The sequence below is a fragment of the Nocardia sp. NBC_01377 genome, assembly GCF_045040005.1.
Classification (GTDB): Bacteria; Actinomycetota; Actinomycetes; order Mycobacteriales; family Mycobacteriaceae; genus Nocardia; species Nocardia noduli.
On the sequence record NZ_CP109566.1, the window covers coordinates 6,027,369 to 6,040,619 of the forward strand.

The 13,251-nt window shown below is 66.9% G+C and carries 10 protein-coding genes; 8 read left to right on the plus strand and 2 right to left on the minus strand.

The annotated features are described in order from the left end of the window. The first annotated feature begins 60 nt into the window (after positions 1–60). Positions 61–1,371 (plus strand): 3-phosphoshikimate 1-carboxyvinyltransferase, encoded by a 1,311-nt coding sequence (aroA, locus tag OG225_RS27900; RefSeq protein WP_405177970.1) that lies wholly within the window; start codon positions 61–63, stop codon positions 1,369–1,371. 19 nt (positions 1,372–1,390) lie between these two features. Further along, positions 1,391–2,383 (plus strand): ribosome small subunit-dependent GTPase A, encoded by a 993-nt coding sequence (rsgA, locus tag OG225_RS27905; RefSeq protein WP_216908083.1) that lies wholly within the window; start codon positions 1,391–1,393, stop codon positions 2,381–2,383. Positions 2,384–2,395: 12 nt separating this feature from the next. On the opposite strand, the gene OG225_RS27910 is transcribed toward rsgA, so the two are convergent. Further along, positions 2,396–2,839, minus strand: a complete 444-nt coding sequence (locus tag OG225_RS27910; RefSeq protein WP_405177971.1) for a hypothetical protein — start codon at positions 2,837–2,839, stop codon at positions 2,396–2,398. 312 nt (positions 2,840–3,151) lie between these two features. Between OG225_RS27910 and OG225_RS27915 the strand changes: the two genes are divergently transcribed. Further along, complete coding sequence (locus OG225_RS27915) at positions 3,152–3,562, plus strand: hypothetical protein (RefSeq protein WP_405177972.1); 411 nt, start codon at positions 3,152–3,154, stop codon at positions 3,560–3,562. A gap of 59 nt (positions 3,563–3,621) precedes the next feature. Here the strand turns inward: OG225_RS27915 and secA are convergent, their stop codons facing one another. Continuing rightward, on the minus strand, positions 3,622–6,471 hold the full coding sequence (gene secA, locus OG225_RS27920; RefSeq protein WP_405177973.1) for a preprotein translocase subunit SecA: 2,850 nt from the start codon (positions 6,469–6,471) through the stop codon (positions 3,622–3,624). A 538-nt stretch (positions 6,472–7,009) separates the two neighbouring features. On the opposite strand from secA, the gene OG225_RS27925 reads away from it, so the two are divergent. From OG225_RS27925 to OG225_RS27945, 5 genes are all read left to right on the plus strand, one after another. Beyond that, positions 7,010–8,416 carry a wax ester/triacylglycerol synthase family O-acyltransferase gene (locus tag OG225_RS27925; RefSeq protein ID WP_216908087.1) on the plus strand — a complete coding sequence of 469 codons (1,407 nt, stop codon included), beginning with the start codon at positions 7,010–7,012 and terminating at the stop codon, positions 8,414–8,416. Between the two features lie 49 nt (positions 8,417–8,465). Continuing rightward, positions 8,466–9,008 (plus strand): DUF6912 family protein, encoded by a 543-nt coding sequence (locus tag OG225_RS27930; RefSeq protein WP_405183389.1) that lies wholly within the window; start codon positions 8,466–8,468, stop codon positions 9,006–9,008. Between the two features lie 121 nt (positions 9,009–9,129). Next, positions 9,130–10,266, plus strand: a complete 1,137-nt coding sequence (locus OG225_RS27935) for a ferredoxin reductase (RefSeq protein ID WP_405177974.1) — start codon at positions 9,130–9,132, stop codon at positions 10,264–10,266. Positions 10,267–10,367: 101 nt separating this feature from the next. After that, the gene (locus OG225_RS27940) at positions 10,368–11,831 is read left to right on the plus strand and encodes a fatty acid desaturase (protein ID WP_405177975.1); all 1,464 of its coding nucleotides are present in this window, start codon (positions 10,368–10,370) and stop codon (positions 11,829–11,831) included. Positions 11,832–11,960: 129 nt separating this feature from the next. After that, on the plus strand, positions 11,961–13,211 hold the full coding sequence (locus OG225_RS27945) for a fatty acid desaturase family protein (protein WP_405177976.1): 1,251 nt from the start codon (positions 11,961–11,963) through the stop codon (positions 13,209–13,211). Positions 13,212–13,251: the final 40 nt, after the last annotated feature.

Below are 13,251 nucleotides of genomic sequence, written 5' to 3' on the forward strand. Positions count from 1 at the left end.
AACGACGCGAAGACCGAAATTACCGGCCAGTTCACGACCGCCCGCGTGTCCGGTCGGCGGATGGGCGAAGATGGTTACGTGACCTATTGGCCAGCGCCCCATGTCGATGTCCCAGTCCACGCGAACGTCACCCTGCCCGGATCCAAATCCATCACCAACCGCGCGCTGATCCTGGCCGCGCTGGCGGACGGGCCCTCGACCATCACCGGTGCGCTGCGCAGCAGGGATACCGACCTGATGATCGGCGCTCTCCGCGCGCTCGGCGCCGATATCACCGGCGAGGCCGAGACGCTCACCGTCGTCCCCGCGGCATTGGGCGCGGGTTCGGTCGACTGCGGTCTCGCGGGCACGGTGATGCGCTTCCTGCCGCCGGTCGCTGCGTTGGCGAACGGCGATGTCGCCTTCGACGGCGACGCGCAGGCGAGAGTGCGTCCGCTGCGGACCATCCTGGACGCGCTGCGCGGGCTCGGCGCGGATATCGACGGCGACACGCTGCCCTTCGCCGTCCGCGGCAAGGGCGGGCTGCGCGGCGGCTCGGTCACCATCGACGCTTCGGGTTCGTCGCAGTTCATCTCGGGTCTGCTGCTCTCGGCCGCCCGCTTCGACGAGGGACTGATCGTCCATCACGACGGCAAGGCACTGCCGTCGATGCCGCATATCGAGATGACGGTGGAGATGCTGCGCCGCGCCGACGTGGAGGTCCAGACCCCCGCCGACAGCCGCGACGCGCAGACCTGGACAGTGCGGCCCGGCCCGATCAGGGCCGTGGACTGGGATATCGAACCGGATCTGTCCAACGCGACGCCGTTCCTGGCCGCCGCGGCCGTCACCGGCGGCGAAGTCAGCATTCCGCACTGGCCACGGCTCACCACCCAGCCCGGTGACGTGATCCGGGAGATCCTGGTGCGGATGGGCGCGGAGGCGCGCATCTTCGACGGTGTGCTCACCGTGCGCGGACCGGAGCGCCTCGCGGGCATCGATATCGACCTGCACGACGTCGGCGAGCTGACCCCGACCGTGGCCGCGCTCGCCGCCCTCGCCGATTCGCCGTCGTGGTTGCGCGGTATCTCGCATCTGCGCGGACACGAGACCGACCGGCTCGCGGCGCTGTCGACCGAGATCAACCGGCTCGGCGGCAAGGTGACCGAAACCGAGGACGGACTCGAGATCGAGCCCGCCGAATTGCACGGCGGCCGTTGGCATTCCTACGCCGACCACCGGATGGCGACCGCGGGCGCGATACTCGGGCTCCGGGTGCCGGGTATCGAGATCGAGGACATCGGCACGACCGCCAAGACCCTGCCGAATTTCGTCTCGCTGTGGGAGCGGATGCTCGACACCGCGTTATCCGGGCCGGGAGTGGCGCGCTGAACGTCAGCGGGGCTCGGCCGTGAGCCGCAAGGTCGCCAGCTACGACGAAACCGACGTGCGGGTTCGTGCGGGCAAGAGTTCACGGCCGAGGACCAAGACCAGGCCCAGGCATAACGACGCCGAGGCCGCGATGGTCGTCGCGGTGGATCGCGGCCGGTGGGGATGCGTTCTCGACGGCGATCCGGACCGGCGCATCGTCGCGATGCGCGCCCGCGAACTCGGGCGGACCCCGATCGTTGTCGGCGATCAGGTCGACGTGGTCGGTGACCTGTCCGGAGCCACGGACACGCTGGCGCGCATCGTCCGGGTCTCCGATCGCACGACGGTGCTGCGCCGCACCGCCGACGACACCGATCCCTTCGAACGCGTCGTCGTCGGCAACGCCGAACAATTGTTCATCGTGGTGGCCCTGGCCGATCCGCCGCCGCGCACCGGATTCGTCGAACGCGCCATGGTCGCGGCGTTCGCCGGTGGCCTGCGGCCGATCCTGTGCCTGACCAAACACGATCTGGACGCCGAATCCGAATTCGCCGCCGCCTTCGACGATCTCGACTTCACCATCATCTACGGCGGCGTCGACGACCCCATCGAGCCGGTTCTCGAGTTGCTCGACGGAAAACTCACCGCCTTCATCGGGCATTCCGGGGTCGGCAAGTCGACGCTGGTGAATCGCCTTGTGCCGGAAGCAGAACGGGCGGTCGGCGAGGTGTCCGGTGTGGGCAAGGGCAAGCACACGTCGACCCAATCCGTGGCACTGCCGCTGCCGAACGGGGGCTGGGTCATCGACACGCCCGGAATCCGCTCGTTCGGGCTCGCCCACATCACCCCCGACGACGTGATCGCCGCATTCGACGACCTGGCCGCCGCCATCGAGGACTGTCCGCGCGGTTGCACCCATCTGGGCCCGCCGACCGATCCCGAATGCGCGCTCGACCAACTCCCCGGCAAGGAACGCCGCGTCGCGGCGATCCGCCTGCTGCTCGAGGCCCTCAATACGAACGAGGCGTGGTAACCGGGTCGGCACTCAGCCGGTGTGTTTGCGCACCGTCTCCTCCCAGATCGCCTGGGGTGCGGGGAATTGCCGCGACAGCACCCGGTGTTCGAGGTTGTGCGCGGCTCTCGTCGCGGCCAATGTGCTGACGTATCGGTAGAGCGCCAGCGCCGCGAGCACCCCGCACAGCACCGTGGCCCATACCCGATCGCGCCAGTACACCCCGGCGACGACCGCCGCGGCCAGGACGCCGAGCGCGACGACGGTGATGCCGAGTCCGTGCAGAACGGATCGGCGGATCAGCAGCCGCCGTCGGTTCCGCAGGAAGGCCTCGTACCACCCGTTCGCCTCGTGTACCAGCGACCGGGCGGCCTCGGGGGCGTCCACCGACAGTCCGGACTCCAGTTCGTCACGCCACTGCCAATACCCCTGTTCGGTGGATCGGGGAAAGTCGCGCGGAGATTTGTTGTCGCCCATACCGTGGACGGTACGGCCAGGGCCTGCGCGTCGCCCGCCGCACTGCTCCGGCTCCGGCTCCGGCTCGCCGCTACAGGACCGCCCGGTATTCCGGGCTCAGCGCGAACGCTTCCCCCTCGAATTCGGTGATTACAGACCGAAAACCACTCGGTTCCCCAATGTTTGCCGAAGAATCGCGAAACCCTCAGTCCGCTCGAGCTTTCCGATATGTTGTGCCCCGAACAGGGGGTTTCTTTTCGATACCGTCTGCCCGTCGCTCGGGACCGCGTCGGCCGGAGATAGCTCTGCTCACGAGAATTCGAGAGGACGAGAATGACCGCACCGCTCGACACGCGATACCTATCGAGAACAGTGCGCACGATTCTGGGCAGTACCCTCGCGTGCGCCGCGCTGTTCGCGGGCGGCGCGCACGGCGCCCAGGCGGCACCCGCCGTGGATTCCACCAGCAGCGACGCCGATTCGGCGGCCAAGGGCAACCCCGGTCCCGCGCGCAATGCCGCCGACCTGTTGTTCCTGCGGCGGACCGACTACGACGACGCCGACTATCCGACGCAGGACGCCGCGATCGAACTGGCCCAGGCCGAATGCAAATACCTCGATACCCACGGCAACACGGCGCGCAATCGCATGCGCCTCGCCGAGCAGACCAGACCCGCAGTGAAATACCCGTATCTGTTCCTGGAAGCCGCCGTCGACGCGGTCTGTCCGTGGAACCGGCTCTGACCCGGCGAAAGGAAAGCGCCCACGGATCGAGATCCTTGGGCGCTTTCGATATTCCCGACTCAGTGCTTGCGACGTGATTTGGGCGAGCGGCCCGACTTGGCCTGCGCCCGAGCGGCCTCGCGACGCTCGCGGCGGGTGGTGCCCGCACCGTCGTCGTCGCCGTACTCCTGGACGTCGTCGTGGACCGCGGCGTGCCCACCGTCGTCCGGGCCCGCCGGACCGGAGTAGCTGTAGCCGCGCGGGCTGGGATCGCCGATTCCCTTGGCGCGCAACGCCGCCGGTGCGCCGTTGGCGGCCGGAGCCTTCTCGGTCGACACCGGGGGACGCGGTGCGGTGGCGCCGACCGGCGAACGCAGACCCGGATCGATGGCGACACCTTCGGGTTGCGGCTGCTGCACCTCGACCTGGAGGTTGAACAGGAAGCCGACCGACTCCTCCTTCAGCCCCTCCAACATCGCGGCGAACATGTCGAAACCCTCACGCTGGTACTCGACGAGCGGATCGCGCTGCGCCATGGCGCGCAGGCCGATGCCCTCCTTGAGGTAGTCCATCTCGTAGAGGTGTTCGCGCCATTTGCGGTCGAGTACCGACAGCAGCACCTGACGTTCGAGGTTGCGCATGGAACCTTCGCCCGCGAGCCCGTCGATCTCCTGCTCACGCTTGGCGTACGCGTCGTGCGCGTCGTCGAGCAGCGCCTCGGCCAGTTCGTCCTTGGACAGGTCGCCCGCCTCGCCGACCTCGGTTTCGCCGGTCAGCTCCTTGGCGTCGACGCTCACCGGGTACAGCGTCTTCAACGCGGTCCACAGTTTGTCCAGATCCCAGTCCTCGACGTACCCCTCGGCGGTGGCGCCGTCCACGTAGGCGGTGACCACGTCCGTGATCATCTCCTGGACCTGGCCATCCATATCCTCGCCGCGCAGGATCCGGTTGCGCTCGCCGTAGATGATGGTGCGCTGCTGGTTCATGACCTCGTCGTACTTGAGGACATTCTTGCGGATCTCGAAGTTCTGCTGCTCGACCTGGGTCTGCGCGCTCTTGATGGCCTTGGACACCATCTTGGCCTCGATCGGCACATCGTCGGGCAGATTCAGGCGGGTCATGATCGACTCGAGGGCCGCGCCGTTGAAGCGCCGCATCAACTCGTCACCCAGCGACAGGTAGAAGCGGGATTCACCCGGATCGCCCTGACGGCCGGAGCGACCGCGCAGCTGGTTGTCGATACGCCGCGACTCGTGCCGTTCGGTGCCGAGCACGTAGAGCCCGCCCGCCGCGCGCACCGCGTCGGCGTCCTCCTCGGTCTGCGCCTTGACCTGATCCAGGGCCGAATGCCACGCCGCTTCGTACTGTTCGGCGGTCTCGACCGGATCCAGGCCCTGCTTGCGCAGCAGGATGTCGGCGATGATGTCCGGGTTGCCGCCGAGCACGATATCGGTACCACGACCGGCCATATTGGTCGCGACGGTCACCGCGCCGGGCCGACCGGCCTCGGCGATGATCTCGGCTTCCTTCTCGTGGAATTTCGCGTTGAGCACGTTGTGCGGGATACCGCGCTTGGTGAACTGCTTGGACAGGTACTCCGAGCGCTCGACGCTCGTGGTACCGATCAGCACCGGCTGGCCCTTCTCGTGCCGCTCGGTGACGTCATCGACCACGGCCGCGAATTTGGCCTCTTCGGTCTTGTAGATCAGGTCCGACTGATCGGCGCGCACCATCGCCCGGTTGGTCGGGATCGGGACGACGCCGAGGTTGTAGATCGAGTGCAGCTCGGCGGCCTCGGTCTCGGCGGTACCGGTCATACCCGAGAGCTTGTCGTAGAGGCGGAAGTAGTTCTGCAACGTGATCGTGGCCAGGGTCTGGTTCTCCGGCTGGATCTCGACGCCTTCCTTGGCCTCGATCGCCTGGTGCATACCCTCGTTGTAGCGACGTCCGACCAGGATGCGGCCGGTGAACTCGTCGACGATGATGACCTCGCCGTCGCGGACGATGTAATCCTTGTCGCGGTTGTACAGTTCCTTGGCCTTGATGGAGTTGTTCAGGTAGCTGACCAGCGGGGAGTTCGCCGCTTCGTAGAGATTGTCGATGCCGAGCTGATCCTCGACGAATTCCACGCCCGCCTCGTGCACGCCGATGGTGCGCTTCTTGATGTCGACCTCGTAGTGCAGGTCCTTCTTGAGCAGCGGGGCGATACGCGCGAATTCGGCGTACCACTTGGAGGAGGCGTCGGCCGGACCCGAGATGATCAGCGGGGTGCGGGCCTCGTCGATCAGGATGGAGTCGACCTCGTCGACCACGGCGAAGTTGTGCCCGCGCTGCACCAGATCGTCCAGCGAATGGGTCATGTTGTCGCGCAGGTAGTCGAAGCCGAACTCGTTGTTCGTGCCGTAGGTGATGTCGGCGGCGTAGGCCTGGCGGCGCTGGGCCGGATTCATCCCGCCCAGGATCACGCCGACCTCGAGACCGAGGAAGCGGTGCACGCGGCCCATCCACTCCGCGTCGCGCTTGGCCAGGTAGTCGTTGACCGTGACGACGTGCACACCCTCGCCGGACAGCGCGTTCAGGTAGGCCGGGAGCACACAGGTCAGGGTTTTGCCCTCACCGGTCTTCATCTCGGCGATATTGCCGAGATGCAGGGCGGCGCCACCCATGAGCTGGACCTTGTAGTGCTTCTGGTTCAGCACTCGCCACGACGCCTCACGAGCCACCGCGAAAGCCTCGAGGAGCAGGTCGTCGAGGGTCTCGCCCTCGGCGTAGCGCTCCTTCAACTCGCCGGTCTTGGCCTGGAGTTGGGCATCGGTGAGCATCTCGATCTCCGACCCGAGTTCGAGGACCTCGTCCGCGACGTGAGCCAGCCGCTTGACCGTGCGGCCCTCACCAATCCGTAGCAACCTCGTCAGTGTCAGCGCAGGCACGGGTCTCGTCAGTCCTCTGGTCGGTGTGTCATCTGTACGGCCCCCCACCCGGGTCGGGCGGTGTGCGCGGCCGGTGCGCACGCACTCCGCCGAGAACGACGGAATCCGCAGCACGCTCCATGCTAATGCCGCACCCATGGTAGGCGCCGGTGACCTGCGTCGTGGCTGCTCGCCCGACGCCGTCACCGGGCCGTGGGACGTTCGCCTTCACCGTACTCGTCGCGGGTGCGCGTGGCGGCGGGTGCGCCGTACGATGTAAGACGTCCGCAGCCGCTCGCCGCGCATTCCCCCTCCCCCTGTGATCGAATCGGGAGACCGGAGACGTTCGGAGATGGTCGGCCACGACGAGGGCACGGGTTAAGGAATGCGTCCATTTCGCTTGATATGCCACAAGAACGCCTACGGTTCGTTGTAGCGCACCACAAATGAGGCGTTGTACCGGGGCACACCGCGCGGCGGAGTCGCGAAGACGCGGTGTGCGAGCAAGCGGAACGCGGGCGGCCGGGGCGCAGTGCAGCGGAAGGGAGTACCGGGCAGCGTGATCACGAGACTGACGCCGCAGGACGCGTCGTTCTATCGGCTCGAGTCGAGCAGCAATCCGATCCATATCGGCTCCCTCGCGATCGTCCGGAACACCGACGACGAATCATCGCTGGATTACGACAGCCTGGTGGATCTGGTCGAGAGCAGGCTCTCGCTGGTCCCCCGCTACCGACGCAAGGTGCGCGAGATTCCGCTGGCCCTCGGCAGGCCGGTGTGGGTGGAGGACAGCCGCTTCGACATCACCTACCACGTGCGCCGCTCCGCGCTGCCGAGTCCCGGCACCGACGACCAGTTGCACGACCTGGTCGCCCGGCTGGCCTCGCGACCGCTCGACCAGGGCCGACCGCTGTGGGAGATGAATCTGATCGAAGGACTTTCCGACGGCCGCAGCGCGATCTTCACCAAAACCCATTCGGCGCTGGTCGACGGGGAGAGCGCGCTCGAGATCGGGCACGTGATCCTCGATACCAGCCCGTCACCGCGCGGTCTTGCCGACGACGCCTGGGTCGCCCCGCGCGAACCCAACGAGGTGGAACTGCTGGTCGGCGCGCTCGGCCACCTGGCGGCGCAGCCGCGCGAGGCGCTCGAAGTCGTCCGGGGGGCGAGCGCGGACGCCTTCGCCATGGTCGCCGCGGCGGGCCGCGCGGTGGATTCGGTGGTCACCGCGGTCAAGGCCGCGACGGCGGGCGCACCCGACAGCCCCCTGAACGCCAAGACCTCGCGCAGCCGCCGTTTCGATGTGGCCCGTACCGACCTCGAGGACTACCGCAAGATCCGTAAGCGGTTCGACTGCTCGATCAACGACGTGATCCTCGCCGTGGTGACCGGCGCGCTGCGGAACTGGCTGCTCTCGCGCGACGAGGCGCTCACCGAACAGGCCACCCTGCGCGCCGTGGTGCCGATGTCGGTGTACCTGGAGGATCCGAACGGCGATCAGCTCAATCCGGCGGGCGAGGTCTCCTCGTTCCTCATCGATCTTCCGGTGGGCGAACCCAATCCGGTGATGCGCCTGTCGCACATCTCGCACGCGACCGACGCCAACAACCGGCATCGCCGCGGTGTGCGCGCCCGCACCCTGGTGCATCTGGCCGGGTTCGCTCCGGCGAGCCTGCACGCGGTCAGTGTCAGGGCGGCGAGTACGTTCGCAGAGCACACGTTCAACTTGGTGATCACCAACGCGCCGGGTCCGCAGACGCCGATGTATATCGGCGGCGCGCGGATGCTGGAGATGTATCCGGTGTCGCCGCTGCTGCGCAGGCAGGCTTCGAGTATCGGGATCACGTCCTACGACGGGCACGTCTTCTACGGACTCAACGCCGACCGCGACGCGATGGCCGATATCGGAGTGCTCGCCGCGGCGGTGCACGAGTCCATGGAGGAGATGCTCGGTGCCTGCGTCTGACAAATCAGATCGCCCCGCGATTCGGGTCTACATCCCTGCGACGGTGCCGATGCTGCGCGGGTTGGTCGCGGACCGGGAGATGTTCCCGATCGGCGGCACGGCGTTCGCGGTCACCCCCGCGCTCCGCGAGGCCTACGCCTCCGGCGACGACGACGAACTGGCCGAGGTCGCCATGGTCGAGGCGGCGCGCGCGTCGCTGCGACTGCTCGCGGCCGAACGCGACGATTTCGTCGGCGGCGGGGATTCCGGCGATGCCGAGAGCGGCGATATCGATGACGCCGCGGGCGCCGCGTCGGCGAGCAGCCCGGTGTACCGGCGCGCGGTCATCGCCGCGGACGTGACGGGCACGAAACTGCGGCCGGACCTCGATGACGCCGTGGTCAAACTCGCGGGGCCGATCACCTACAACCAGATCGCCTCGGTGCACGTCGACCTGGCGGAGGCCGAGCCCCAGGTCGCCAAGGCCGTCGACGTGGTCGACGCCGCCGACCTGGGCGATACCGACGCCGAATTCGTCCTCGGCGACGCCGAGGACCACCAGCTGGCCTGGTACGCCGCCCAGGAACTGCCGTTCCTGCTCGAATTGCTGTAGGCGGAACGGACCCGCGCGGACCGATCGGCCGTCGCCCGACCGACACAACCTACGATGCCGTAACCTTGCGGACAGACGGCACCGACGGTGGCCGCACGACAAGAGAGACGAACGGCACCGAATGGTCTTCAAGAATGTCCGCGAGTGGCTGGAGGCTCCGGCCGCGAGTGTCGCCGAGCGCGGCGGCAGACTGAATGTGCTGCGCGGCGCCGTCGCGCGGGTCACCACACCGCTGCTGCCCGACGACTACCTGCACCTGGCCAATCCGCTGTGGTCGGCCCGGGAATTACGCGGCCGCATCGTGGAGGTGCGCAAGGAGACCGCCGATTCCGCGACGCTGGTCATCAAGCCGGGCTGGGGTTTCGATTTCAAGTACCAGCCGGGTCAATACGTCGGCATCGGCATCCTGGTCGAGGGCCGCTGGCACTGGCGCTCGTATTCGCTGACCTGTCCGCCGAACTGGACCGAACCCGGCCGCGGCGGTGGACGTCTGATCTCCATCGCCGTGAAGGCCATGCCGGAGGGTTTTCTCTCCAGCCATCTCGTCGGCGGTGTGTCCGAGGGCACCATCGTCCGATTGCAGGCGCCGCAGGGCGGATTCGTGCTGCCCGATCCGCCGCCGGAGAAGGTGCTGTTCCTCACCGCGGGCAGTGGCATCACTCCCGTCATGGCGATGCTGCGGGCCATGGACCGCAGGGACCGGGTCACCGATGTGGCGCACCTGCATTCGGCGCGCACCGCCGAGGATGTGATGTTCGGCGCGGAACTGCGCGACATGCACGACCGTCACCCGAGTTTCACCTCACACCTGCATCTGACCGGCGAGAACGGCAAATTCGCGCTCGCCGATCTGGACGAGCGTTTCCTCGACTGGCGCGAGCGCGACACCTGGGCCTGCGGCCCGGCGGGCATGCTCGACGAGATCGAATCCCATTGGCGCGCAGCGGGTCTGTCGGATCAGCTGCATGTCGAGCGGTTCGAGATCGCGCGGTCGGCGGTGGGCGAGGGCGGCACGGTGACCTTCGGCAGGACCGACCGCTCGGTCGAGGTCGACGGCGCGACCAGCCTGCTCGAGGCGGGCGAGTCGGTCGGTGTGCAGATGCCGTTCGGCTGTCGTATGGGCATCTGCCAAACCTGTGTCGTCACACTGAGTTCCGGTCATGCGCGAGATCTGCGCAACGGTGAGGAACGCCGCGAGGGCGACAAGGTTCAGACCTGCATCTCCGCCGCGGCGGGAAACTGCACACTCGACATCTGACAACGGCGAGACCGCGCAGCGCGCGGTCGCGTGCCGAGTAGCCGGACGCTACTCGGCACGGCGGGTACCCTCGGGGTACACGAGCCAGAGAAGGGACTCCGGTGGCAATCACCGATATCAAGGCGTTCGCCCACCTCACGGCCTCCGACATCGAGACCCTCGGCGATGAGCTCGATACCATTCGGCGGTCGGTCGAGCTGTCACGCGGAGAGCGTGACGCGAGATATATCCGCCGCACCATCGCAGCCCAGCGCGGGCTGGAAGTGGCGGCGCGCGCCGTTCTTTTCGGCAGCCGCAACCGCTGGGCCTGGCTCGCGGGCACCGCGATGCTCTCGGTGGCCAAGATCATCGAGAACATGGAACTCGGGCACAACATCAGCCACGGCCAGTGGGACTGGATGAACGATCCGGAGATCCATTCGGGCACCTGGGAATGGGATCAGACCGGCCCGTCCTCGCAGTGGCGGCGAGCGCACAACTACTCGCACCACACCTACACCAATGTGCTCGGCAAGGACGAGGATCTCGGCTTCGGCATCCTGCGGATGACCCGCGACGAGCAGTGGCGCCCGATCCACCTGGTGCAGCCTGCGGCGAATCTGGTGCTCGCCGCCGGGTTCGAGTGGGGTATCGCCCTGCACGACTGGGACATCGAGAAGCAGCTGTCGGGCACGCCACCCCGCGAGCTCATGTCCGCCCCGAATCGCGAGTTCGGACGCAAGATCGCCCGCCAGGTCAGCAAGGATTTCCTGCTGTACCCGTTGCTGACCGGTCCGGCGTGGAAGTCGACGCTCAAGGCGAACGCCACCGCGAACCTGGTGAGGAACCTGTGGGCGTACGCGGTCATCTTCTGCGGCCACTTCCCCGACGGCGCCGAGAAATTCACCGTCGAACAGCTCGAGGGTGAGACCAGCGGCGAGTGGTACCTGCGCCAGATGCTCGGCAGTGCCAATTTCAAGGCCGGGCCCGCGATGGCGTTCATGAGCGGCAACCTCTGCTACCAGATCGAGCACCACCTGTTCCCCGACCTGCCGAGCAACCGATACGCCGAAGTGGCGGTGCGGGTGCGGGAGTTGTGCGACAAGTACGACCTGCCCTACACCACCGGATCGCTGGGCAAGCAGTACCTGCTGGCGTTCCGGACCATCCACAAGCTCGCGCTGCCGGACCGCTTCCTCAAGCGCACCGCCGACGACGCTCCGGAAACCTCGTCGGAACGCAAATTCGCGGGTATCACCCTCCCGTCGCTGCCCACCGAACGCTGGACCGAGAACCATTGGCGGCCGGAGAACCATCGGGTGATGATCGACCCGGAGACCGGGCGACGTCGCGGGCTGCGTTCAGCGATGGCCGAGGCGAAGGTCGTATTGCGCGAGAAGGCCGAATACGAAAAAGGAGTCCTGCGCGAAGCCAAGCGGTCGCTGAAGGAGAAGGCGGAGCAGGAGAAGGTACTGCTGCGCGAGGCACGGGCGACGTTGCAGGAGAAGGCCCGCAACGAGCAGGCGACCCTGCGTCGCAAGGCCGTGCGGAAACGGATGTCACTGCGGCTGCGCCGCAACCGCTGACGCTCCGATTGGACCGATCGGCGGCAGACGTCTAGCATTCTCCCAGCGACTCCGCAATGCGGTATTTACCACAATTCCGCATCCTCGCTCGCAACCTACGGTCACGTAACTTACGGTACTGTAACCACCATGGCGATTTCGGATGTCAAGGAGTACGCGCACCTCACCGAAGCCGATGTGGAGGCACTCGGCGCGGAGTTCGACGCGATCCGCAGGGAGATCGAATCCTCCCGCGGGGTGAAGGACGCGCACTACATCCGCAATGTCATCCGGCTTCAGCGCGCGCTCGAGATCAGCGGCCGCACCGTACTTTTCGCCAGTTTCCTGCCGCCCGCGTGGTTGGCGGGCGTGGCGTTGCTCGGGACGGCCAAGATCATCGAGAACATGGAGATCGGGCACAACGTCATGCACGGCCAGTGGGACTGGATGAACGATCCCGAGATCCATTCCAGCTCGTGGGAGTGGGACAACACCGGGCCGTCCAAGCACTGGAAGCAGACCCACAACTACCTGCATCACAAGTACACCAACGTGCTCGGCATGGACGACGACATCGGCTACGGTCTGCTGCGCGTGACGCGCGACCAGCGCTGGAAGCCGTTCAATCTGGGCAACCCGGCCTACAACCTGCTGCTGCAACTGTTCTTCGAATACGGCGTCGCGATCCAGCACCTGGAATTGGGCAAACTCGCCGCGGGCCGCTACCCCGAGGGCTCCCCCGAGCGCGCCGAATTCGAACGCAAACGCGGTGAGGTACTGGCCAAGATCGGCAAACAGGTCGGCAAGGACTACCTACTGTTCCCGCTGCTGACCGGCCCCGCGTTCTTCACCACCCTGACCGCGAATATCGCCGCCAATATGGTGCGCAACGTCTGGACCAATGCCGTGATCTTCTGCGGCCACTTCCCCGACGGCGCGGAGAAGTTCACCAGGGCCGATATCGAGGGCGAGACCAAGGGCGAGTGGTACCTGCGCCAGATGCTTGGCAGCGCCAACATCTCCGGCGGCCCGATCATCCATTTCATGAGCGGGAACCTGAGCCACCAGATCGAACACCATCTCTTCCCCGACCTGCCGAGTAATCACTACGCCGATATCGCGGTGCGGGTGCGGGCGCTCGCCGAGAAATACGATCTGCCCTACACCACCGGATCGCTGCCGGTGCAGTACTTCAAGGCGTGGCGCACCATCGCCAAGCTCGCGCTGCCCAACAAATACCTGCGCCACACCGCGGACGACGCTCCCGAGACGGCGTCGGAACGTAAATTCGGCGGCGACACCGCCCCGACATTCGATCCCGTCACCGGTAAGCGCCGCGGACTTCGCACCGCGCTCGCCCAGGGACGTCGCCGGATCGCCCGCGCCGTACCGATCGGCTGACCAACGGCGGGTCGGCTCACCGGCGCGGGACACCCGCCTG

Coding starts and splice junctions, on each gene's coding strand:
- aroA (WP_405177970.1), top strand. CDS start 61: ATGGGCGAAGATGGTTACGTGACCTATTGGCCAGCGCCCCATGTCGAT.
- OG225_RS27910 (WP_405177971.1), bottom strand. CDS start 2,839: ATGGGCGACAACAAATCTCCGCGCGACTTTCCCCGATCCACCGAACAG.
- OG225_RS27915 (WP_405177972.1), top strand. CDS start 3,152: ATGACCGCACCGCTCGACACGCGATACCTATCGAGAACAGTGCGCACG.
- OG225_RS27930 (WP_405183389.1), top strand. CDS start 8,466: ATGCTGCGCGGGTTGGTCGCGGACCGGGAGATGTTCCCGATCGGCGGC.
- OG225_RS27935 (WP_405177974.1), top strand. CDS start 9,130: ATGGTCTTCAAGAATGTCCGCGAGTGGCTGGAGGCTCCGGCCGCGAGT.
- OG225_RS27945 (WP_405177976.1), top strand. CDS start 11,961: ATGGCGATTTCGGATGTCAAGGAGTACGCGCACCTCACCGAAGCCGAT.